Origin of the sequence: Phyllobacterium myrsinacearum, assembly GCF_002980555.1 — a bacterium.
GTDB classification, from domain to species: Bacteria; Pseudomonadota; Alphaproteobacteria; order Rhizobiales; family Rhizobiaceae; genus Phyllobacterium; species Phyllobacterium myrsinacearum.
Genome location: NZ_PVBT01000008.1, coordinates 237,291 through 257,871 on the forward strand (window position 1 = coordinate 237,291; position 20,581 = coordinate 257,871).

Below are 20,581 nucleotides of genomic sequence, written 5' to 3' on the forward strand. Positions count from 1 at the left end.
CTGCAGTCAAGTGAATCAAGATTGCTGATCTCATCACTTCGTCTTACAGCCAGCCCTTCTTGCGGAAGATCAGCAGCGGGATGACCGCCGAGGCGATCATCATGCCGATGGCCATGGGATAGCCCCACATCGTCTTGAGTTCCGGCATGAACTCAAAATTCATGCCGTAGATCGAGGCCACCAGCGTCGGCGGCATGAAAGCGACGGCCGCCACCGAGAAAATCTTGATGATGGCGTTCTGTTCGATGGAAATGAGGCCAACCACCGTGTCGAGCAGGAAGGTGATCTTGTTGGAAAGGAAATCGACATAGGTGCTCAGCGACTGGGTGTCGCGCTCGAGCGACTTGATCCACGCCTTCGTCTCTTTCTTGTAGCTGTTCTGCTCGGTGATCGCGGCCATATACACGAGCAGACGGCTCACCCCGGCAATGCTTTCACGCACCTTGGACAGAAAGGCACCCTGGCCGCCAATCCGCGTGAGACTGTCGCGGAAATTCTTTGTCGTCATCGGCTTGTCATTGTCGGAACGGCGGAAGATCGTGTGGGAATTCTGATCGATATCCGAAGCGACGCCTTCGAGAATGTCGGCAATGCGATCCGTCACGGCTTCGATGATCCCGAGCAGAATGGTCACGCCGCTGCATTTTTCATTGATCAGCCCGTTGCCGGGCTTCGAGGCCCGGCTGACAAAAAGGCTGAAGGCCCGCGGCTCGGCATAGCGCACCGTCACCAGGAACGAACCCGTCAGGATGAACGAGATCGGGCTGATGGCGTGATGCTTGTCCTGGGTGAAATAGAGGATCGGCGCCGTCAGGTATTGTCCGCCATTTTCCGTATAGAAGCGGCTGGACTCCTCGATCTCCACCATATCCTCGCGGGTAGGGATGGCGGTCTTGGTCCAGGTTTCGGTCTGGATATCCTCGTCATGGGTGGGATTGAGCAGGTCGATCCAGACCGTATTGTCAGGCAGGGCATCGCCGGCCTTGGCCGGGCGTGCGGCCAGATGGTCTGCTTCAAGCGTATAAACAACGATCATGTCACAATAAATCCAGCAAGGTATCAATCAGCTTTTCCGCCGCTTCGCCGATGACAGTACCGGGCGGAAAGATGGCCGTCGCACCGGCCTTGAGCACGGCATCGAAATCCTGGGGCGGGATAACACCGCCGACGATGATCAGGATGTCGTCGTGCTCGCGCCGCTTCAGCGCCTCTTTCAGCTCGGGAACAAGGGTGAGATGCCCGGCGGCCAGCGAGGACACGCCGACAATGTCGACATTGCTCTCAATGGCAAGCTCCGCCACTTCATCGGGTGTCTGGAACATGGCACCGACGATCACGTCGAAGCCGAGATCGCCGAACGCGGTTGCAATCACCTTCTGGCCGCGGTCGTGGCCGTCCTGGCCCATCTTGGCAACGAGGATGCGCGGCTTTTCGCCCGTCCGCTTTTCATAGGCGGCAGCCTTGGCCTGTACCCGGTCGATCACTGCGCTCTTGCCGACCTCCTTGCGGTAGACGCCGGAAATGGTGCGGATATCGGCGACATGGCGGCCATAGGCCTTTTCCAGCGCCAGCGATATTTCGCCAACCGTTGCCCGCGCCCGTGCGGCCTTGATGGCAAAGTCGAGCAGGTTGCCGGTACCGGATTTCGCCGCGCTGGTCAGGGCAGCGAGCGCGCTGTCCACGGCGGTCACATCGCGCGTGCCCTTGAGCTGCTGCAGTTTCGACAGCTGGCGGGCGCGCACTTCGGCATTGTCGATTTTCAGCACATCGATTTCGACGTCCTCGGCCGGCCGGTATGAATTGACCCCGATCACCGGCTGCTGGCCGCTGTCGATACGCGCCTGGGTTCGCGCCGCTGCCGCCTCGATGCGCAGCTTGGGAATGCCCTGCTCGATGGCTTTTGCCATGCCGCCGAGCGTTTCGATTTCCTCGATATGGGCGAGCGCGCGGGTGGCGAGATCATGGGTCAGGCGTTCCACATAGGCCGAACCGCCCCAGGGGTCGATGATGCGCGTGGTGCCGGATTCCTTTTGCAGGATCAGCTGGGTGTTGCGGGCGATGCGGGCCGAATGGTCGGTCGGCAGGGCCAGTGCCTCGTCGAAGGAGTTGGTGTGCAGCGACTGGGTGTGGCCCTGGGTCGACGCCATGGCCTCGATCATGGTGCGCATGATGTTGTTGTAGGGGTCCTGCGCGGTGAGCGACCAGCCTGATGTCTGCGAATGGGTGCGCAGAGAGAGCGAGCGTTCGTCCTTCGGATTGAAGTTCTTCTTCAAAAGCACCGCCCAGAGCAGGCGCGCGGCGCGCATCTTGGCCACTTCCATGAAGAAATTCATGCCGATGGCCCAGAAGAACGACAGGCGCGGCGCGAATGTATCGATGTCGAGCCCGGCGGCGACACCGGCCCGGGCATACTCGATGCCGTCAGCAATGGTGTAGGCAAGCTCGAGATCGGCGGTCGCACCGGCTTCCTGCATGTGGTAGCCGGAAATCGAGATCGAGTTGAATTTCGGCATGTTCTTCGATGTGTAGGAAAATATGTCCGAAATGATGCGCATCGAAGGCTGCGGCGGATAGATATAGGTGTTGCGCACCATGAACTCTTTCAGAATGTCGTTCTGAATGGTTCCGGCGAGCCGTTGCTGGTCGACACCCTGTTCTTCGGCGGCAACGATATAAAGCGCCAGAATTGGCAGGACCGCGCCGTTCATGGTCATCGACACGGTCATCTCGCCGAGTGGAATACCGTCGAACAATTGCTGCATGTCGAGAATGGAATCGATGGCAACGCCCGCCATCCCGACATCGCCTGCCACGCGCGGATGATCGCTGTCATAGCCGCGGTGCGTGGCAAGATCGAAGGCGACGGAAAGGCCCTTTTGACCGGCCGCCAGATTGCGCCGGTAAAAGGCATTGGATTCTTCAGCGGTCGAAAACCCCGCATATTGCCGGATGGTCCAGGGCTGCTGGACATACATGGTGGGGTAGGGCCCGCGGATGAACGGCGCGGAGCCTGGAAACGTGTTGAGATGGGCAAGACCCTTCAGCGCCGCATCGCCATAGGCGCGCTTGACGCGGATGCCCTCCGGCGTTTTCCACACCGCCGCATCCGGTTTGCGGGCCGACGATTTGGGTTCTTGCCAGTCGATCTGGGTAAAATCGGGAACTCTCATTCTGCGGAAGCCTGCAATGTTTCATCGATGCGCGGGAAGGTCAGCGGCTCGCAGTGAACCACGCCATCCGTCGGCAGCGGCATGTGGGGGGCATCAAGCACGGTCACCGGCCGCTCGTCCCTGGCAGGGAAAAGTGTCGTTCCGATGATCGCCCGCTTGCCGGAGCGGTATTCTTCACTGCGCGCCTCGCGCGCCGCGATGATGCGCTGTTGGAAGCGGTCTTCGACCAGGCTCTGCAGGATGCCGCCTTCCTTTTCCAGCACCTGGAATTCCTTCCATGCGGCCTCGCACAGCGCGTCGGTCAGGGCTTCGATCGCGCCCGAACCGGCTCCCGGATCGGCGACGAAGGCAAGATTGCTCTCATCGGCCAGCACGAGCTGGGTGTTGCGGGCAAGCCGCCGCGCAAACGGATCGGGCAGGCCGTGGGTGATGGTGTGCGGCAGGATGGCGAGGCTGTCGGCACCGCCCACTGCCGCCGCGAAAGCGGCGATGGTCGTGCGCAGCGTATTGGTCTCGCAATCCTTCCTGGTCATCATCCGCATGGAGGTTTCCGCATGGATGGTTGCGGCCGAAGGCGGGATGCCGCAGGCCTCCTGCAGACGTGCCCACAGACGGCGCAGCGCCCGCAGCTTGGCAATGGACAGGAACTGATCCTGATCGACAGCGATGGAAAAACCGATATGCGGAGCGGCGTAGACAATCGGCTGGCGCGCTTCCTCGAACAGGCGGAAATGCCCCGATGCGATGGATAGCATGGCGCCCAGTTCCTGCGCCTCCGTTGCACCGGCATTGTGATAGACGCGGCCATCGGCCTCCAGCACGATCCCCGGCAGATCGGTGGAGAAGAACCCGGCCAATGACTGGGGCAGGGATGCCTTGAGCGCCGCCAGCGTCATGCGCAGGCGGCCGGTTCCGGCCAGCGTTGCCGCGGGATCGATCCCCAGCGAGAAACTCAATGTCTTCGGATTGATGTTGCGCGGACGCATGTAGTCGACGAACCAGTCGGCGCAGGCGCGGCTGCGCGGATGCACGTCCATGCGCAGGTGGATCATCTCCAGATGCACGCCGCGCAACACCTGATCGACCGCCTCGCGCGTTGACGGCAAACCGTAGCCAAACGCATTGGGCGCCCCTTCGAACACCAGCGAAATACCGGTCGCACCGTTTTCCAGATCTTCCAGAAGCTGCCTGTTGGCGCGTACCGGGTCCGGATCGTCGATGCGCTGGACGATATGCCATGGCTGCGCCGGATTGCGGCGCGGGGTCAGCCGGGCATTTTTGCGGCGTTCATACAGCGGCTCGATGGCGATATTGTCGTCCGTCCGTGAGACGAGGGCCTCATGGAAATCCGCACCCTTCAGGGCTTTCTGGGCCAGTTTGACCCAGTCCTCGCGGTTTGCCGCGGCAAACGCCGTGTCCTTTAGGATAGACGCGTCCATGCTCACTCCCGGTCGAATCAAACCGGCTTTCCGCGAAATGAGATCATTTCGACTGGAAACCGGCGTCACTGTTGGTTTTCGGTGCGCAAAAACGCAATGTGCGTCAGGCCCGATATTTCCTGCCAACTTTAGGGGGTGTTATGCTGCTTCGCAATAAAACAAAACATGTGGCCCTGAGATATTGGGCCCGGAAATCCCGCTTCGGCTCGTCGAGACAGGTCCACGTATCGGCCCATCGAAGTGACGGGCCGGTGAGTCCCTGATTTCCTCGGGATCGATAAGGCCGGCAGCAGCCTTGATCCGGTTACTGATGCGACCGGCCGGGCCCGCCATCGTTGCTGGTCCGGTAGCGGGGAATAAAGACCCTGCGGCCGTCTGACCGGGTCATTCCGGAACGCCCGTTCCAGCCGTGACGATTGCCGCGGTAGTAGTCCCAGCGGCGTCCGCCATAATAGCGACGGCCGTATCCTCGCCCGTAGTAATCCCGGCTATAATAGCCACGTCCATAGCGCGGACCGCCAAAATAGATCGAATCATAGTAGCCGCCATAGCCGCCGTAGTAACCGCCATAGCCGCTATATCCTCGATAATAGGTGCCTTCCACGCACCCCGACAGTGCCAGGCCTGAAAACCCGATCATGGCGGCGACGAAAAGAGACTTGATAGACATCGGATGTACTCCCGAACATCATTCTTGTTTGCTCAAACAAGTTCAGTGCTGAATGGTTCCTTAAATTCTTCTTCCGTTCCAGTACATTTTGTATGACAACACCCGAAGGACAGTCACAATTCGGCTGTGCTGGTAATCTATTGTGTTCGTTGCAGAAAGTTGGCGTGCGGGCGCTTTATGAAATCAGCGCGCCGCGCGCAGAAAAACGTACTCGATCCCGTCGATCTCATCCATTTCCTCGCCGACCTTGGCAAAGCCCAGGCGCTGCACGATCCGAAGCGACGGCGGGTTTTCAGGCGATACGGATGCGGCAAAAAATTGGACGCCGTGGACATCGCGCGCCCAGTCCATCACGGCCTCTGCCGCTTCGGATGCGTAGCCTTGTCCTCTGTCATCGTTGAAGATGAGATAGCCGAACTCGACCGCATGGCGCGCATAGGACTGCAGATAATCGGGGTCTGGCCGGGTGTGAAACCGGATATGGCCGATCATGCGCCGTTCCCCGGTCAATATGATCGCACGCACCGACCATGGCAGATAGTCCGGGTCTTCGTTGAGGCGCATCTGGCCATATTCGAGGGCGCCGGGGTCTTCCAGCAGTTCGTGCGGTATCGCTGTTCCGGTGATGCGGCTGGCCTCGGCGAGATCACCGGCCAGACAGGCGGTAACCGCTTCGGCGGGCATGAGCCGAAGGGTGAGGCGGGGCGTGACGATATCTTCGATAGCGGGTACGGCGCGGTCTGTGATCATGCGCGGCAACCTATCCGCCGGTTTGGCATGCATCAAGCCGGCAGCTCCGGTCAGGAGCGAATGGCCGGTCCTTTGTCCAGTATGGCGCACAGCTGCACGAATTCGGTCGCCTCGATGGGCGTGTCGCCGTTGATGTAAATTCTCGACACGTCCCGAAGCTGGGGAATGGCCATGCACGCCTGATCGACACTTGGATATTTGTGCTCCGTGGAAGCCAGATTGTTGTCGAGGGTGAGTACGATTGTTTCTGCGTCGCGATTGACATCAGATGGATCGATCACGGTCTGCTCCTGGTGCTCATTGACTTGCGAGCACCGATTTTACGGCAAATGGCAGCAATGCCAAGCGCCGAAAAACCGGCGCTGTGGATAACCTGTTAATCATCCTCCTGGTCAAGGGACCTGTCGCAATGCAGGTCCGGCAACCAGGAAAGGGCGGATTGCCGCCACAGTTCCTCCCGGGGAACAAGGCTGTCGCGCTGCGTCATGCAACCGGTACGCAGCATGTAACGGGCTGGATGCGTATCGGTACCGGTGGAGTAGAGTGGAGTCCCGCAGTCCGCGCAAAATCCCTGAATGCGCTGTCTGCCACTATCGGCTGTCTTTACGTAGGTTTTTGGGGTGCCGCCGACAAACCGCAGTGCGCTCGCAGCTGCAGGCACGGAGACCCGGAATGCGGTGCCTGTGAGCTGCTGGCAGTCGGTGCAGTGACAGATCGTGACCGCAGCAGGGTCCACATCCGCTTCGAATCTGATCTTGCCGCAATGGCAGGAGCCATCCACTTTCATTGCGTTTCTCCCGTTCGGGCACGAACCCGGCAGTCTGGAATTTCCAGAGCTAGGCGCCGAGCGCTTCCGGCTTTTTGATCTCAATTTCGACAAAGGCAATCGCATGCGGGGAGCCGTTCATGACATCGTGTTTGATGCCCGACGGGCGCTGGTAGGACTGGCCTGCCGTCAGCGGCACGTCGGTGACGTCGGTTCCGTTGTGAATGCGCAGGATTCCATCCACCAGCATGACAACGAAATAGGGCCATCCGTGCTCATGCCAGCCGGTGACCGCGCCCGGCTGAAAATCCCAGCGGGTAATGCGCACGGCATCGTCGTCTTGCTGAACGGTCGGTATGGCAGGCAGATCGCACTGGAAGGCCAATTGTCGTGTTCCCGGTTGCAGTGATGTCTCCGGTTGCCGATCCAATCCTGTCCGCAGCAGGAAAGCAAGTGGCTTCGGCCCGGTGTCAGAGCCCGCGGCTGCAGGTCTCCGCCGTGCGGCCCTGCTGCCATTGCTCGCGCACGGCCGCTGCCGCGTTGAGCGCGGCGAACAGGCACAGGGCCGCGCACAGCAGCGCGACGGCCAGACGAAACGGCTTTTGCGGGGGACTGGCATGCAGCGCAAGGCCGGTGCCGTAAATCAGCAGGGCCGGCACCGCATAGAAGAGCACCTGCAGCGGCCCGTCGCAATCCACGCCGTCGATGCCTTGCGCCTTGTATTCATTGACCGGGAGCCCGCCCGCCAGAATCGCCAGTGGCAATGCCGCGATGAGCAAGAGATACCCCAGCCATTTCAGACGCATGCTTGCCATGAACACGATGATCTCAGGGAGCGCGAAGGGGATCCTGCAGGGAATGGGGCGGTATCTGCCCGGGACCGGCTTGTTTTTTCGAGAACAGCGCAAGAGCTCCCAGCAGGGCAAACATAAGAACAAGCACGCCGATCACAAGGCATTTGTGTCTCATCAGGCATCTCCATTGTGACGTCGATGTGACTGTGAAACAGTTTTTTGGCAGCAATCGGGTCGCAGGTCAAATTCCGGGTCTGCGGCGTGGGCCGGATGCCTGGTTCGGGCAGGAAAAAACCCGGCAGGACGACCGTGCCGGGTTTTGCTTCGGGTGGGAATCAGCGGCAGACGCGCACTTTTCTGACAATGATTCGGCCATGGACACGATGCCGTTCCGTGCGCACGAAGCAGTGGCGATTCCACCGGCGATGGTGGCGTCTGTAGCCCGGCCGGTAGTCGACATTCTGGATCAGGCTGCCCGTGGTTCCGGCAGGGCTGGCGGTCTGGGCCGGCGGGACGGAGAGCGGCGCTGCTTCGGACGGAGCATTGAACGCCATCAGGGATGTCAGGGCGATCGCTGTAGCAAGTATCAGGCTTTTCATTTTGAACCTCTGAGCTATTGACGCTAACAACAATACACCCGGGTTGCGCCGTGTTCCCATATTACAAAAATTTTAGGTTGGGCGGTGCGGGAAGACACTGTTGCAACCCTATGGCGAATCGTTGGCTTGCCATCCGGGCAGAGCCTGCTGCTCCTCCTCCGTCAGATCAATCGCAAAGGTGCCAATGGTCCTGTTGCCCTTGGCAAAGGCGAGGACCGACAGCAGGCTTGTCACCAGGGCAGGGTCTTCGGCTTTCGGATAGATGTGCAATGCAAGCGTGGCCATATCGACCCACGCCCGTTCATAGGCGTCCATCAGCCATTCCGGGATCGGCGGATTGCGGTCATTGTTGAGGCGGGCGGCTTCAATGGCGGCAACAAGGGCAAAGGCGTTCCAGTCCTTGAGCTTGAGCTGCCAGGCAATCCGCACGATTTCCGGGACGGCGGCATAGGCGGCGGTGTCCACATCGCCCCGGTGGTGCAGGTTTTCCCACAACTCGTCCCAGGCAAGGGTAAAATCACCCTGCTCAAGCGCCTGCAGCGCATCCGCCGGGTTGTAGAGGTCGCGATAGCCGCTGAGAAGCGTGTACCAGCGCTCATCGGTCCAGGCCAACAAACTCATGACTGCCCCCTGCATGTTCTCACCCGGCCAATCAACCGCGTTGTCACGGGGAAAGCAAGAACGTCTGCTAATCCTGATAAATATAGGATGCGCACATATCGCTGTTGCTGGACGGCGCCTTGCCGCCGGTAAACACGGCCACTTCCGTCAGCCCTTCCCCAGCACCCCAGGTGGCGACATAGGAAACATCGCCGGAACCGCACAGCTTGTTGCCGTTTTCCAGTTCGGGATCCGCAGGGGTTTCGACCTTGTAGACCGATGCGTTGACGCTCTTTCCGTCGACAATGAAGTGGTCGCCGAGCAATGACGAAAAAGCCAGCGCCTCGCCATTGGCAAAGGTGATGCTGAAATCATCCATCGTGATGTCGCCTGTGATGCTCTGGGCGGTGTTGCTGTAGGCCGTGTACGTGTCTCCCTCGGCCCACGCTTGGCCGCCCTGGGCGGCGACAACGAGAAAAGTGGCGGGCACGAGACAACGTAAGGTGTATTTCAAGCGCAGCCCTCCGGTCGAACCTGTTGGGATGGGCGGCGATACTGCCGCACCCCTTTTGGACGATTTTGCCATGATCATCATGATACTGATCTCATGAGGCTTTTCGCTGCCGCGCGCAAGTGCGAACGGCTGTCATCGAGCGCTTTAAAATTCCCTTTCGCGTCTTACTGCCCCGGGGCAGGTGGCTCCCGAAGGCACGACTAAAACCGCCATTTGCCGGGTTATCGCATCGGCAAACGGCTGAGAAACCTGTCAAACTGCCCGGTCACACGGCCGGGCAGGAACGGTCAGCGGCGGATGGCCCGCCCGACACCGACTAGAATGCAGGCACCGATGAATCCGGCGATGAGATAGCCGATCCAGCCGGTCAGAACGATGCCGAACACCGATAGAATGGCATTGGCAAGAACCGCGCCGACGATACCCAGAATGATATTCATGATGATGCCGGTATCGCTCTTCATGAACATCTCGGCCAGCCAGCCGGCCAATCCGCCGATAATGATGGCTGCAATCCAGCCCACGCCTGCAGTTCCCATATCAATACCCTCCGTTGTGAACATTCACGATCATTCAAACGGCCTCATCCGCCGTTTGTTCCGCGCGGCACGATCTATTTCCATTGTTTGGCCGGACGCCAGCCGTCTTCGTCATCCCGTTCACGCAGCCAGCGCCTGATTTCGCGGCAGCTGCGCGGGCGGCCGTCGCTGACCCTGCCATCGGTGCAGGGATCGTAGCGCTCCCGGCGTTGCCGGTAGCGGTCGCGGCGCTCGAGCATGCGCATGATTTCGCGGCAACTGCGCGGTTTGCCGTCGCTGTAGCGGCCATCTGTGCAGGGGTCTGTGTCATATTGGACGAAGCGAGTTAGCGGCTGACCGGTACCGCGCAACGGGTTGATGGCTGGCGGTTCAGCCGCCATGGCCGGGGCCATGCTTGCCAGCAGGGCGGCCGAGAGCAGGATATGGCAGAGGCGTCGCATGGTGGTTCTCCAGAACCGATGCGATGGAATGTGGGGAGAAGCACCGGTCCGCAACAGCAATCGGCGCGTACCATTGCCATAGCATTGCAAGATTGTCGCGGAGGCGACTTATTTGCCCGGTTTGCGGCGGGCGTGCCACCCGCACGCCGTTGCGCCTGGAAATGCTATCAGGGCACCAGATAATGCTGGTCCCATTCGTTCTTGGGGATTTTTTCGCCGATCCGGTATTTGAAGGCGACGATTTCCATATTGTCGTCATTCGTCGTGCATTTGAATGCCAGGTGATACCATTCGCCCCGGCTGCGAAAGGCGGCGCCGCGCGATTTGATCGCATGCGGGTCGACTTTCGGGTCGGCAAAGGCATAGGCCAGCACCTTGTCGGGATTGTAGCCGTTCTGGTCCTTGCGGATGCGCTCCATCGCTTCGACATCGCAGCGCTGTTCCAGCCGGGTCTGCGGATCGAGTTTTTCAAGGCCGGCTTCCATTCTCGTGTCCATGGCAACCGCCGATTGCAGGGACAGGGCAAGAATGGCGAACAGCAGCATTGGCTTTTTCATGGATGGGATCAGCCTTCTCTATCTGCCGTGGGCCAGCCCTTGGCAGCGATGTTGAGGAATCAGGCCGTGCGGCCTGTTTGTCGAATCGCGGGGAGAGGAAATTTGCCCAAAGTGGCGGGAAAGTCAAAACGGGATGGTTCAAGACCGTTGCTGCAACCGGCACACGGGTTGGGTATGGGCGTTTTGCGCGGTATCATTGCACGGTCTGACCAAGGGGAGACACATCAGATGAGCGATGACGAGCAGGCAATACGCGCAGTGGTGGATACCTGGCTTGCCGCCAGCCAGGCAGGAGATACCGCGACGGTTCTCAGCCTGATGACGGACGATGTGGTGTTTACGGTTCCCGGCCGGGAACCGTTCGGCAAGGAGATGTTTGCGGCGGCGTCCGAGAGCCTGAAAGAGATGCGCATGGAAGGCGCGAGTGAAATTGTCGAGCTTCAGATCCTCGGGCAATGGGCCTTCATCCGCAACCATATCCGCATTGCCATCACGCCTCCGGGTGGAAAGGTGCAGCGGCGTTCAGGATACACGCTGACATTGCTGCGCAAGGAAGCGGATGGCAAATGGCGGCTGGCGCGCGATGCCAACATGGTGACGCAAGAGAGCTGACGGCGGTTATGCCCGCCGTGCCGTCACGATCCAGGTGCCCGTGCCGATGAAGACGCCGTCCGGTGTCGCATAATCGGCAAGCTCGCGCCGGATGGCTTCCCAGGCGGCCTCCGCCCTGTCTGGAAACTGCCTGATATGTTCACCGACAAAGCCGATCTTGAGAATGCTCAGCACTTCGTCGATATCGCCGCCGCCGGTCCTCAGATCCAGCGGAGTGGCCTCGATGTCCGAAAAGCCGGCCGCAGTCAGGACAAAGTGAATACGCTCCGGCCTTGCCAGTGAAAATGCACCCGGGCCCTGGCCGGGCAGGTCGGGAGCAGGGAGGTGCCGGCTTGCGACCCGGATCGGCATTTCGAACCATTCCACCTCGCGCCGGTCGCGCCAGCAGGCGAAGGCGAGCCGCCCGCCCGGCTTCAGCGTCTTGGCCAGATTGCTGAAGGCCGCGGCCGGATCGTCAAAGAACATCACGCCGAAGCGCGAGAACAGGCCGTCAAACCGGGCCGGGCCGAAGTCATGCGTCTGCGCGTTGGCCTCGATGAAATGCACATTGCCGAGGCGTTCGGCAGACGCCTCCGCGCGGCCCGCGGCCAGCATTGACGGGGAGAGGTCGGCACCCCTAACGCTGCCATCCGGCCCCGCGGCACGGGCCAGCGCCAGCGATGTGCGACCGCAACCGCAGCCGACGTCAAGGAAGGTCTCGCCCTGCCGCGGTGCCAGCGCCTTGATCGCCGCGTCGCCGATCGGGCCGAGCATCCGTTCCAGTGCATCCTGCAGGACGATCCAGTTGTGCGACCGGCTGTCGTCCCAAACGCCCGGTGTGCCTGTCTCCTGTTGGCTCTTATGGGGATCTGACATGGGAATCCTTGCGGTTGCCCGATCATTCATCCGCGCCGAGATCGAGATCGGCAAGTTCCTTTTCGCCAGCGCTGCGGGCTTCCTGTTCGGTCCTGTACGGGCCGATCTGCGGGCCTGCGTCACCGTCGATCACCAGAACATAATACCAGCTTGTATCATTCTTCTGACTGACGGCGACATGGCAGATCTGTTCGTTGCTCATGGGGATTCTCCCGCCTCGGGCGCATGGATCTCGTAAGCCACATGGCGGCGCAGCGGATGCCCTTCGGGCAAACCGGGGTGATCGAATTCACCCATCTTGTGCATGCCGAGCCGCTGCATCAGGCCCCAGGAGGCGGTATTGGCGGGTGTGGTGAAGCTGACAATGCGGTCAAGCTGCAAGGTCTGGAAGCCGTAGGCGAGCACGGCCTCAGCGGCTTCCCGGGCCAATCCCTTGCCCTGCCACGGCGTGGAAAGCCGCCAGCCGATTTCAACCGCTGGTGTAAAGAATGCCGTCCAGGGAATATGGACAAGCCCGCACATGCCGATCAGCGCCCCGCTCCGGCGGTCTTCCAGCGCCCAGAAGCCCCAGCCATTTTCGGCAAAATGGGCATCGATGCGGTCAAGCATGGCGTCGGAACCCGTGCGTGTCAGCGGGGTCAGATAGCGCTGGACGGCGGGCTCGCTGTTGAGTGCAAAGAACGGCGCGCGATCTTCCGCCCGCCATTGGCGCAGGTAAAGCCGGGGAGTGTCGGGTTGCATGGCGCAATTATGGGAGTGAAGTCATGAGCCGTCAAGGCAAGGGGAACGCCCGCAGGTTTCGGGTGGCGCGGGGCGGGCGTGAAAGCCATGGATGGCCGCGCTGGCGTGTCTGTCACGCCAGCCCTGTTGAAATCCGAGAGGCGATACAATGAACAGTCTGAATGGAAAAACCGCCATTGTCACCGGCGCAAGCTCCGGCATCGGCTACGAAACGGCCAAGCTCTTCGCGCGGGAAGGCGCCCGCGTGGTCGTGGCTGCCCGGCGCGGGAACGAACTGGACAAATTGGTGGCGGAGATTGCCGGCGAGGGCGGCGAGGCCGTGGCGCTCGCGGGCAGCGTCGGCGATGCCGCCTATGCCAAAGCGCTGGTGGAGCTGGCTGAAGAAAAATTCGGCGGATTGGACATTGCCTTCAACAATGCCGGGATCAATGGCGAGATGGGGCCGACGCCGGATGTTTCGCTCGGCGGCTGGCAGGAGACGATCGATATCAATCTGACATCGGCGTTTCTGGCGGCAAAGTATCAATTGCCCGCGATGCAAAGGCGGGGCGGCGGATCGCTGATCTTCACGTCGACCTTTGTCGGTCACACCGCTGGCATGCCCGGCACTGCCGCCTACGCCGCCAGCAAGGCGGGGCTCATCGGCCTGATGCAGACACTGGCGGTGGAATTCGGGCCGCAAGGCATCCGTGTCAATGCGCTGTTGCCCGGCGGCACCGATACGACCATGGCGGAAGCCTGGATCGACACACCTGAAAAGCGCGCCTTTGTCGAGGGAATGCATGCGCTCAAGCGGCTGGCAAAACCGGCGGAAATCGCCCGTTCCGTGCTTTATCTCGCCTCCGATGCCTCCAGCTTTACCACGGGCACGGCTATGCTGGTGGATGGCGGCGTATCGATCAACCGGACGTGAGGCTGGCCGGGCAGGCGCCGCGCGGCTTGCCGGCGCCTGCATGGCTCACGGACATTTCTGGGTACATTTACCTATTCCATTGACACCCCATCTCGTTCAATAAATGTAAGCATGCTGATGGTGAGTGTGCGATCTGTTGAAACTGGTCCCCCAAAGACGAAGGTGCGCAGACCGCATATGGAACGACTGTTGGCAGAGGCTCGGTGCTCTCCATGGTAGTGACATGCAATGGCCGGTGTCGAGCCTCACAACCTCTCCGTTTGTCTTCCCTTGCCGGGCCGCACCCCGGTGATGGGAGGCGGCCCGTTCTCATTGTATCAGGACGCGATGGCTTCGGCGGTCTTGTCACCGATCGCCCGTTCCCGTTCCGCAATCATGTCCCGCGCCTTGTCCACGGCAGGGCCGACATAGGCGATGGGATAACAGGCCTTGGCTTCCCGGATTCGGGGCGAAACGAACTGCAGCACGCCCGGCTCAAGAAACGCATTCTTGTTGCCAAGGTCGAGATAGCTCTCGGCCATCGCTCCCTCCGCCCAGAGCACGTCGTGCTTTTCCAATTCGATATGAAAGTAATCGATCGGCGCCTGGGAAAATTTCTGCGTCACGGTGGTATCATTGATCAGGAGTTTGGCCGGGATCAGGACACCGCCGATGAATATGCAGTGGTCCGGTGACACCAGGAGATCCCGGTGCGGCACGTTTTCCGAAATCGCCCCGGCGCAGAAGCGGATGGGCAGGTCGTTGCGCGGCTTGTCGAGGGTTTTCGGATCGATCGTCCGCTTGCCGACCCAGGTGATTTCCGCAACCTCCTTGACGAGGCTGATCACCAGGTCACCGACTTTCAGCTTCTCGACGGGTACCTCGCCTTCCGGAGTTGCGATCATCGTGCCGCGGACGAAGCATGGTGTGATGAAGGTGAGTGTATCGTCTGTATTGTTGAAGGTGTAGGTGGCACCGGCCGGAATGACATAGGTGGCCAGTGTCCCCAGTCCGAGCAGTCCGCCATGGAACGTGACGATGTTTCCGGACTGCGAAACACTGGTGGCCCCGTTCACGGTGACACGGTCGCCCGCGCTCGCATTGATGATGGTGGGCGTCGGACTGAGCAGGGACAGCCCGATTCCCGGCGGGGTGTAGACGAAATGGCCTGATCCGGTCGATCCGGCAAAATCCACGGTTGTCGTCTGCAGAACATCGATGCCGATGAGTGCCGAATTGAGATTCAGCGTGCTGCCGGCACCGATGATATAGTGGAACGTCGAGCCCGCGCCGACGGCCGCCAGCTGTGCTTCGACGGTGAGCGTGGCGCCATTGATGACATTGAATGTGGTGTTGGAAAGACCGCTGACACCGGCAAAGGACGTCACGTCAGCATTGACGCCATCAACAATCAGCGTCGCGCTCGACACCAGCCCGAGGGCAACCGTATCACCGGTGTGGAAATTGCTGGAATTGATGGTTGTCGTGGTGTTGTTGATAAGGTTCAAATTGATCAAAGCCATGGAAAACCCTTCTTGAATGCATGACATCCCTAGGATTTCCGGTCGGCCGATTGGGTTGTTCAAAGTATCGGACGCACGTCCAGCAAGAATAACCGTTACCGTTATCTACCGTTTGCAAAGACCGCCTCCCTGCTAACGAAGCCGACGGATACTTTTACCTCTTGATGTAAAACCCATCCCGGTATTCAGCATCGGCTACATTGCGGCTTCATTACTACAAATTGTCTTGGCGTCTTATTGCTCGGACAGGTTGTGACCGCCTTGGCCGGTTAACGTCATTCCATGCAAGAAATCGGCACGGGTGCGAAAGGCAGGCACCTTCGCTCTGGCCGCCGCATCGCATTTACGGGTCGTTAAGCATGCAGGCTTATTCTTGTAGTCTTGGAGGGCGTATATTCCATGTTGGATGTGAAGGCTGATCCGATGATAAGCGACAATGACAACGACAGCATCTGGACGGATTTCGTATGCCGCACCTGTGCCCTGGCAATCTTCATGATTGGCGTTGCGATACCCGTTGCGTTCAAGCTGTTCCTGTAGCCGGTCGTTTCATTGCCGATTTGTAATTTGACCCGCGGCGCGCCGGGGATCACCATGGCAGCGCTGGTTTGTCGTGGGGCCAGCATGGGGCTCGATGGCTGCCAGTCCTTCGAAATTAGCTGTTGTCGAGCCTCCTCCCATCTCCTTGATATATGGAAGCCGCAGTGTGGCGGGCACCCCGTGCCGTTAAGGTTACTCACAATAGAGCTATTCTAAAAACAACCGGAAACACGCATAACGAGCATCGCTCATAAATTGTCATGAGACGCTGTGAGGATAGTATGGCTGTGCGTGCTAAAATTACTTACGTCGATCCGCAAAACTACAAGAACAAGATATTTGTCCGGGCGCAGGGGCGCAGTGAAATGGCGCACGCCCATCTTCAGGCCACCATCCGACGCTTGCGCCGGCGGATGCGGATGAAGATGCTGGTTATCAACAGGTAGCCACCGCATCGAGTGCCGCCCGCAGGCGTGCCGTGGCAGGTTCCGCCTCACGGGATGTCAGCGCTGAAAAACCCAGGAGCAGCCCCTGGCGCGGCGCCGCTGAGATATGCATGGGCGAAACCGGCATCACCTTGACCCCTCGATCGGCACAGGCCGATGCAACCGCCTGATCTGCCTGCCACGTTCCGGTGCTGCGGCCGACGAGATGAATGCCCTGATGCGGGACCGTGACCGTCAGATGATCGGCAACCTGCTCCTGCAGCAGGGCCACCAGCAGGTCGCGCGATTTGCGGTAACTCTCCCGCAGCCGCCGCAGATGGCTGGAAAAATAGCCCTCCGCCAGGAAATCAGCCAGGACACTCTGCTGGAACGGGGGCGGGAAGCGGTCCAGGAACGGGCGTATGGCTGCAAAAGCCGGCACGAGGTCATGCGGCACAACCGCATAGCCGACACGGAAACTCGGAAGAAGCGCCTTGCTGAACGTGCCGAGGTAAATGACGCGTTCGTTTTCATCCAGCCCCTGGAGCGAGGCCAGGGGCCGGCCATCATACCGGAATTCGCTGTCGTAATCGTCCTCGATGATCCAGCTGTGATTGTCGCGCGCCCAATTGAGCAAGGCGAGGCGGCGCGGCAATGACATGGCTGCGCCTGCCGGGTATTGATGCGACGGCGTCACGTAGACTGCGCGCACCTGGCCGGATATCGGGGGCAGCAGCGCTGTCTGCAGGCCGTTTTCGTCGACGTCTATACCGGCAAGTTCAGCACCGTGCAGCGCAAACGCGTGACGCGCGCCGGGATAGCACGGGTCTTCCATCAGAACCCGGTCACCCGGCGTGACCAGGGTGCGGGCCACCAGATCGATGGCCTGCTGTGTGCCCGAGGTGATGAAGATCTGGCTGGCGTCGCAGCGGACGCTGCGCGAAGCCGTCAGATACGCCACGATGGCTTCACGCAGTTCTTCCTGGCCCTGAACATGGCGGTAGTGGTCACGGCTGAAACTCAGATGACGGGCCGCAAGCCTGCGCAGCAGCGCGCTCGTCCGTTCGTCGTGCACCACGCGGCCGGTGACGAACGGCATCTGCGCGCTGGTATCGAAGCTGACTGCCCGGGCGAGGGCACTGCGGGCGGCGGCGGAGATGGCGCGCTCCGCCGGTTCCTCGGTGTGCGGTGCTTTCGGCTTCTGCTGCTGCGCCGGAATGCTGGCCGCAACGAACGTGCCCGCACCGTGCACGCCGCGGGCATACCCCTCGGTGATGAGGATGTCATAGGCTTCTGCAATCACGCCGCGTGAAAGCCCCCATTCCATGCTGGCAAGGCGCGTTGACGGCAGGCGCGATGCGGGGCGGATCTGACCGGTCAGAATAGCCCTGCGCAGCGACAGGTACAACTGGCGCACCACGGGGGAGGCCGCGTCCCTGTCAATGAACGGCTGGAACGAATGCACGGGGCTTTCACGCCGGCGCATTTTGCGGGCAACGGCCATGTTCTCTCCCAAGTGGTCCACGCGGGCAGCGTGAAGTGGACCTGTATTTTATACAGGATTGCAGATTTTATGAAGCCACTTATTCCTCCTCCTGCGAGTCAAGACCATGCGCTTCACCACTGCGATTTTTCTGTTCCTGGGCACCTTGCTGACCTCCGCCGGTTACGGCGCCACGTTCCTGCTCAACGATTATTTCCACACGCTCGGCGGTAATGAGGTCGATACGGGCCTGGCGCTGGCGGCGGCCATGGCCGGCACGTTCGTCGGCGTGCCGCTTGTCGGCTGGTTTTCCGGCCGGGCCGGTGCGGCAAATCTGGCGGCCTGCGGCGCCTTGAGCGTGGCAGCGGGTTTTGGTCTCCTAGCGATGCTGACATCCATCACGCCATTGACCGCGGTGGGCGGGTTTCTCATCGGCCTGGGCTGGGGGACTTTCTATCTCGCCGCGCCCATGGCGGTCATTGAAAGAACCGATGATGCGGATCGCGCACTCTGGTTCACCCGGTTCGGCGCGTTCCAGATGGCCGGTATCGGCGGCAGTCCGATTCTGGCGGATTTTGCCATAAGCACGCTGCATTTTTCGACAGTCACGACATTCCTCGTTGTCGGCGGCATCGCCCTTGCCGCCGCAGTCATGCTTGCGGCATTCCAGCGGGCGGCTGTGGCATTGCACCCGGCCAGCGGTTCGCGCCGGTGGCTGCGCGATTTTCCAGCCATCAGCCGCACGGCGGCGATCTATCCCATTATAATGGTGGCCCTTGGCGCTTGTGTCTTCTCCGGCATCCTGACATTTCAGACGGCGCTGGTTGCCGGTACCGCGGCACGGGCAAGCACGTTCTTTGCCATTTATGCGGTTACCGTCGTCCTTTCACGCTGGCTGCTTGCACCGCTGGTCAACCGGGCACCCAGGGAAACCAGCGCGCAAATCCTCCTGTTCATCATGGTTCTTGGCATCCTTGCCATGTTTGCCGTCCCGGCGAGTGCTGTGTTTCACATGCTGGCCGCAGTTCTGCTCGGGATCGGCTACGGGCTTGTCTACTCGATCATTCAGACGCAGGCCGTCAATGACTCGCCTGTCGAGCATCGCCCTGCCGCACTGACTTGGTTCGTCCTGTCCTATTTTGTCGGGGTATTCGGCTTCCCTGCGGTCGGCGGCTGGGTGCTGGTCCATGCGGGTAAGAGCGGGCTTTTGCTGCTGATCCTGGCGTGCGGCCTGGCAGAGCTGGCGATTGCCGTGTGGACGGCAAAACGTGCCTACCGGTCCAACCAGGCTTCCATGCCCCGCGCCGCGGCGCGGCCGGTGGCAAAGCAGGCGGTCAGGAGGTAACCGCCGGTCGGTGCCTCCCAGTCCAGCATCTCCCCGGCGGCGAAAACGCCCGGCAGCGCCTTCAGCATGTATCCGTCATCAATGGCGTCCAGGCGAATACCGCCCGCCGAGGAAATGGCTTCGGCAATGGGGCGCGGGCGCAAGACAGCCAGCGGCAGGGATTTGATCAGCCGCGCCAGCCTTTCCGGATCGGCGAGAGCTGCGGGCGGTGCGAATGCGCGCAGCAGGGCGATTTTGACGCCGTCAATGCCCGCGCCCTTGCGCAGGCGATTGGCGAAGCTGGCCTTGCTGTCCTGCCGTGCCAGGTCCCTTGCCAGCCTTTCCACGCTCCGGCCCGGTGCAAGGTCGAGCATGAGGGCAGCCCTGTCTTCGCTTTCGAGCCGGTCGCGCAGACTGGCCGCATGGGTATAGACCAGACTGCCTTCGATCCCGTTCCGGGTGATGACGAACTCGCCGGGAAATGTACCCGCGCCTGACGTCGCCGTGACCGATTTCACCGGCTGACCGGCAAAGCGCTCCTTGAACCCATCGTCCCACGCGACGTCAAAACCGCAATTGGCCGGACGAAAAGCAGCGATGTCCACGCCTTTCCCGCTCAGCCATGCCGTCCATCCGCCATCGGAACCGAGCCGGGGCCAGCTTGCACCGCCGAGCGCCAGCAGGGCAGCATCGCAGTCGATGATGTTGGGGCCGTCTGGCATGTCGAAGACAAAGCCGTTTTCGGCAAAACCCGCCCAGCGGTGCCGGGTCAGGATACGGACACCGCGTGCCTCCAGCCGCCGCAGCCAGGCCCGCAGCAGCGGCGAGGCCTTCATGGCCGTCGGGAAAACCCGGCCCGATGACCCGGTGAATGTTTCCGTGCCAAGATCTGCTGCCCAGCGCTGCACATCGGCCGGTGTGAACCCGTCCAGTGCCGGGCGCAACCGTGCCGTTGCGGTGCCGTAACGGGTGACAAAGCGGTCATAGTCTTCCGAATGGGTGATGTTGAGGCCGGATTTTCCCGCCAGCAGGAATTTTCGGCTGACGGTCGGCATGGCGTCATAGACGGTCACGGCATGCCCGGTGCCGGACAGCGCGTCCGCCGCCATGAGGCCTGCGGGGCCGCCGCCGATAATCGCTATTTTCTTACCCTGCATGTGTCTATCCGGCACCCGAAACGCTGCGCCCACTCATGGCCTGCGCGCGCCGCAAGTGCAAGGCCATCCGCTCCGGGAACCCGGCTCTGTCGCGCCATTGTAATAAAACAGTTGCAAGTCACGTTAACAGTTTCACGCATATGGGCTTTACGGCTTCCATAAAAAATCGCTACAAGGGTGCGTCGTGCGCT

At 60.9% G+C, this 20,581-nt stretch carries 26 protein-coding genes; 5 read left to right on the forward strand and 21 right to left on the reverse strand.

The window, feature by feature from the left end:
* Window positions 1-43: 43 nt before the first annotated feature.
* From corA to C5750_RS23195, 15 genes are all read right to left on the reverse strand, one after another.
* A complete protein-coding gene (gene corA, locus C5750_RS23125; protein WP_105737188.1) occupies window positions 44-1,036 on the reverse strand; it encodes a magnesium/cobalt transporter CorA in 993 nt (330 codons plus the stop codon).
* Window position 1,037: 1 nt separating this feature from the next.
* Window positions 1,038-3,170, reverse strand: coding sequence for a methylmalonyl-CoA mutase (gene scpA, locus C5750_RS23130; RefSeq protein ID WP_105737190.1), 2,133 nt, complete (start codon window positions 3,168-3,170; stop codon window positions 1,038-1,040).
* Window positions 3,167-4,609: a methylmalonyl-CoA mutase subunit beta gene (locus tag C5750_RS23135; protein ID WP_105737192.1), complete on the reverse strand. Its 1,443-nt coding sequence runs from the start codon at window positions 4,607-4,609 to the stop codon at window positions 3,167-3,169. The genes scpA and C5750_RS23135 overlap by 4 nt, the downstream gene beginning before the upstream one ends.
* A gap of 304 nt (window positions 4,610-4,913) precedes the next feature.
* Complete coding sequence (locus tag C5750_RS26755; protein ID WP_199538015.1) at window positions 4,914-5,279, reverse strand: hypothetical protein; 366 nt, start codon at window positions 5,277-5,279, stop codon at window positions 4,914-4,916.
* 183 nt (window positions 5,280-5,462) lie between these two features.
* On the reverse strand, window positions 5,463-6,029 hold the full coding sequence (locus C5750_RS23145) for a GNAT family N-acetyltransferase (RefSeq protein ID WP_158531296.1): 567 nt from the start codon (window positions 6,027-6,029) through the stop codon (window positions 5,463-5,465).
* 50 nt (window positions 6,030-6,079) lie between these two features.
* Entirely contained in the window at window positions 6,080-6,310 is a 231-nt protein-coding gene (locus C5750_RS23150; protein WP_105737196.1) for a hypothetical protein, read from the reverse strand.
* A 95-nt stretch (window positions 6,311-6,405) separates the two neighbouring features.
* A complete protein-coding gene (locus C5750_RS23155) occupies window positions 6,406-6,816 on the reverse strand; it encodes a GFA family protein (protein WP_105737198.1) in 411 nt (136 codons plus the stop codon).
* A 49-nt stretch (window positions 6,817-6,865) separates the two neighbouring features.
* On the reverse strand, window positions 6,866-7,180 hold the full coding sequence (locus C5750_RS23160) for a cupin domain-containing protein (protein WP_105737200.1): 315 nt from the start codon (window positions 7,178-7,180) through the stop codon (window positions 6,866-6,868).
* 85 nt (window positions 7,181-7,265) lie between these two features.
* Complete coding sequence (locus C5750_RS23165) at window positions 7,266-7,610, reverse strand: hypothetical protein (RefSeq protein ID WP_425350512.1); 345 nt, start codon at window positions 7,608-7,610, stop codon at window positions 7,266-7,268.
* 314 nt (window positions 7,611-7,924) lie between these two features.
* A complete protein-coding gene (locus C5750_RS23170; RefSeq protein ID WP_105737202.1) occupies window positions 7,925-8,188 on the reverse strand; it encodes a hypothetical protein in 264 nt (87 codons plus the stop codon).
* 108 nt (window positions 8,189-8,296) lie between these two features.
* Window positions 8,297-8,809: a hypothetical protein gene (locus tag C5750_RS23175; protein WP_105737204.1), complete on the reverse strand. Its 513-nt coding sequence runs from the start codon at window positions 8,807-8,809 to the stop codon at window positions 8,297-8,299.
* Between the two features lie 67 nt (window positions 8,810-8,876).
* Window positions 8,877-9,302, reverse strand: coding sequence for a hypothetical protein (locus tag C5750_RS23180; protein ID WP_245421218.1), 426 nt, complete (start codon window positions 9,300-9,302; stop codon window positions 8,877-8,879).
* Window positions 9,303-9,589: 287 nt separating this feature from the next.
* Window positions 9,590-9,841, reverse strand: coding sequence for a GlsB/YeaQ/YmgE family stress response membrane protein (locus C5750_RS23185; RefSeq protein WP_105737370.1), 252 nt, complete (start codon window positions 9,839-9,841; stop codon window positions 9,590-9,592).
* Between the two features lie 74 nt (window positions 9,842-9,915).
* Window positions 9,916-10,281 (reverse strand): hypothetical protein, encoded by a 366-nt coding sequence (locus C5750_RS23190; protein ID WP_105737208.1) that lies wholly within the window; start codon window positions 10,279-10,281, stop codon window positions 9,916-9,918.
* A 167-nt stretch (window positions 10,282-10,448) separates the two neighbouring features.
* Entirely contained in the window at window positions 10,449-10,838 is a 390-nt protein-coding gene (locus C5750_RS23195) for a DUF930 domain-containing protein (RefSeq protein WP_105737210.1), read from the reverse strand.
* 228 nt (window positions 10,839-11,066) lie between these two features.
* Between C5750_RS23195 and C5750_RS23200 the strand changes: the two genes are divergently transcribed.
* Entirely contained in the window at window positions 11,067-11,450 is a 384-nt protein-coding gene (locus tag C5750_RS23200) for an SgcJ/EcaC family oxidoreductase (protein WP_105737212.1), read from the forward strand.
* A gap of 6 nt (window positions 11,451-11,456) precedes the next feature.
* Here the strand turns inward: C5750_RS23200 and C5750_RS23205 are convergent, their stop codons facing one another.
* Genes C5750_RS23205 through C5750_RS23215 form a run of 3 tightly spaced genes read right to left on the reverse strand, consistent with a single transcriptional unit; the run spans window position 11,457 to window position 13,046 of the window.
* Window positions 11,457-12,305, reverse strand: a complete 849-nt coding sequence (locus tag C5750_RS23205) for a class I SAM-dependent methyltransferase (RefSeq protein ID WP_158531295.1) — start codon at window positions 12,303-12,305, stop codon at window positions 11,457-11,459.
* Window positions 12,306-12,327: 22 nt separating this feature from the next.
* Window positions 12,328-12,507: a hypothetical protein gene (locus C5750_RS23210; protein ID WP_105737216.1), complete on the reverse strand. Its 180-nt coding sequence runs from the start codon at window positions 12,505-12,507 to the stop codon at window positions 12,328-12,330.
* Window positions 12,504-13,046: a GNAT family N-acetyltransferase gene (locus C5750_RS23215; protein WP_105737218.1), complete on the reverse strand. Its 543-nt coding sequence runs from the start codon at window positions 13,044-13,046 to the stop codon at window positions 12,504-12,506. Before C5750_RS23215 ends, C5750_RS23210 begins: the two co-directional genes overlap by 4 nt.
* A gap of 148 nt (window positions 13,047-13,194) precedes the next feature.
* Here C5750_RS23215 and C5750_RS23220 point away from each other — a divergent pair, with 148 nt between their 5' ends.
* Complete coding sequence (locus C5750_RS23220) at window positions 13,195-13,959, forward strand: SDR family oxidoreductase (protein WP_105737220.1); 765 nt, start codon at window positions 13,195-13,197, stop codon at window positions 13,957-13,959.
* A 317-nt stretch (window positions 13,960-14,276) separates the two neighbouring features.
* Here the strand turns inward: C5750_RS23220 and C5750_RS23225 are convergent, their stop codons facing one another.
* A complete protein-coding gene (locus C5750_RS23225; RefSeq protein WP_105737222.1) occupies window positions 14,277-15,461 on the reverse strand; it encodes a Hint domain-containing protein in 1,185 nt (394 codons plus the stop codon).
* Window positions 15,462-15,860: 399 nt separating this feature from the next.
* Between C5750_RS23225 and C5750_RS26695 the strand changes: the two genes are divergently transcribed.
* Together C5750_RS26695 and C5750_RS26700 are read left to right on the forward strand one after the other, a co-directional pair.
* On the forward strand, window positions 15,861-16,001 hold the full coding sequence (locus C5750_RS26695) for a hypothetical protein (protein WP_158531294.1): 141 nt from the start codon (window positions 15,861-15,863) through the stop codon (window positions 15,999-16,001).
* 281 nt (window positions 16,002-16,282) lie between these two features.
* Window positions 16,283-16,447, forward strand: coding sequence for a hypothetical protein (locus C5750_RS26700; protein ID WP_158531293.1), 165 nt, complete (start codon window positions 16,283-16,285; stop codon window positions 16,445-16,447).
* Here C5750_RS26700 and pdxR read toward each other — a convergent pair.
* Complete coding sequence (gene pdxR, locus C5750_RS23230; RefSeq protein WP_105737224.1) at window positions 16,437-17,930, reverse strand: MocR-like pyridoxine biosynthesis transcription factor PdxR; 1,494 nt, start codon at window positions 17,928-17,930, stop codon at window positions 16,437-16,439. The two genes, C5750_RS26700 and pdxR, sit on opposite strands and share 11 nt — an antisense overlap.
* Before the next feature lie 106 nt (window positions 17,931-18,036).
* Here pdxR and C5750_RS23235 point away from each other — a divergent pair, with 106 nt between their 5' ends.
* Window positions 18,037-19,254 carry an MFS transporter gene (locus tag C5750_RS23235; protein WP_105737226.1) on the forward strand — a complete coding sequence of 406 codons (1,218 nt, stop codon included), beginning with the start codon at window positions 18,037-18,039 and terminating at the stop codon, window positions 19,252-19,254.
* Here C5750_RS23235 and C5750_RS23240 read toward each other — a convergent pair.
* Window positions 19,182-20,390 (reverse strand): TIGR03862 family flavoprotein, encoded by a 1,209-nt coding sequence (locus C5750_RS23240; protein WP_105737228.1) that lies wholly within the window; start codon window positions 20,388-20,390, stop codon window positions 19,182-19,184. The genes C5750_RS23235 and C5750_RS23240 overlap by 73 nt on opposite strands.
* Window positions 20,391-20,581: the final 191 nt, after the last annotated feature.

Bases quoted from the DNA above. Each gene is read 5' to 3' on its own strand.
- corA (WP_105737188.1), bottom strand. From the start codon at position 1,036: ATGATCGTTGTTTATACGCTTGAAGCAGACCATCTGGCCGCACGCCCG.
- scpA (WP_105737190.1), bottom strand. From the start codon at position 3,170: ATGAGAGTTCCCGATTTTACCCAGATCGACTGGCAAGAACCCAAATCG.
- C5750_RS23135 (WP_105737192.1), bottom strand. From the start codon at position 4,609: ATGGACGCGTCTATCCTAAAGGACACGGCGTTTGCCGCGGCAAACCGC.
- C5750_RS26755 (WP_199538015.1), bottom strand. From the start codon at position 5,279: ATGTCTATCAAGTCTCTTTTCGTCGCCGCCATGATCGGGTTTTCAGGC.
- C5750_RS23145 (WP_158531296.1), bottom strand. From the start codon at position 6,029: ATGATCACAGACCGCGCCGTACCCGCTATCGAAGATATCGTCACGCCC.
- C5750_RS23155 (WP_105737198.1), bottom strand. From the start codon at position 6,816: ATGAAAGTGGATGGCTCCTGCCATTGCGGCAAGATCAGATTCGAAGCG.
- C5750_RS23165 (WP_425350512.1), bottom strand. From the start codon at position 7,610: ATGGCAAGCATGCGTCTGAAATGGCTGGGGTATCTCTTGCTCATCGCG.
- C5750_RS23170 (WP_105737202.1), bottom strand. From the start codon at position 8,188: ATGAAAAGCCTGATACTTGCTACAGCGATCGCCCTGACATCCCTGATG.
- C5750_RS23175 (WP_105737204.1), bottom strand. From the start codon at position 8,809: ATGAGTTTGTTGGCCTGGACCGATGAGCGCTGGTACACGCTTCTCAGC.
- C5750_RS23185 (WP_105737370.1), bottom strand. From the start codon at position 9,841: ATGGGAACTGCAGGCGTGGGCTGGATTGCAGCCATCATTATCGGCGGA.
- C5750_RS23190 (WP_105737208.1), bottom strand. From the start codon at position 10,281: ATGCGACGCCTCTGCCATATCCTGCTCTCGGCCGCCCTGCTGGCAAGC.
- C5750_RS23195 (WP_105737210.1), bottom strand. From the start codon at position 10,838: ATGAAAAAGCCAATGCTGCTGTTCGCCATTCTTGCCCTGTCCCTGCAA.
- C5750_RS23200 (WP_105737212.1), top strand. From the start codon at position 11,067: ATGAGCGATGACGAGCAGGCAATACGCGCAGTGGTGGATACCTGGCTT.
- C5750_RS23205 (WP_158531295.1), bottom strand. From the start codon at position 12,305: ATGTCAGATCCCCATAAGAGCCAACAGGAGACAGGCACACCGGGCGTT.
- C5750_RS23210 (WP_105737216.1), bottom strand. From the start codon at position 12,507: ATGAGCAACGAACAGATCTGCCATGTCGCCGTCAGTCAGAAGAATGAT.
- C5750_RS23215 (WP_105737218.1), bottom strand. From the start codon at position 13,046: ATGCAACCCGACACTCCCCGGCTTTACCTGCGCCAATGGCGGGCGGAA.
- C5750_RS23220 (WP_105737220.1), top strand. From the start codon at position 13,195: ATGAACAGTCTGAATGGAAAAACCGCCATTGTCACCGGCGCAAGCTCC.
- C5750_RS23225 (WP_105737222.1), bottom strand. From the start codon at position 15,461: ATGGCTTTGATCAATTTGAACCTTATCAACAACACCACGACAACCATC.
- C5750_RS26695 (WP_158531294.1), top strand. From the start codon at position 15,861: ATGTTGGATGTGAAGGCTGATCCGATGATAAGCGACAATGACAACGAC.
- C5750_RS26700 (WP_158531293.1), top strand. From the start codon at position 16,283: ATGGCTGTGCGTGCTAAAATTACTTACGTCGATCCGCAAAACTACAAG.
- pdxR (WP_105737224.1), bottom strand. From the start codon at position 17,930: ATGGCCGTTGCCCGCAAAATGCGCCGGCGTGAAAGCCCCGTGCATTCG.
- C5750_RS23235 (WP_105737226.1), top strand. From the start codon at position 18,037: ATGCGCTTCACCACTGCGATTTTTCTGTTCCTGGGCACCTTGCTGACC.
- C5750_RS23240 (WP_105737228.1), bottom strand. From the start codon at position 20,390: ATGCAGGGTAAGAAAATAGCGATTATCGGCGGCGGCCCCGCAGGCCTC.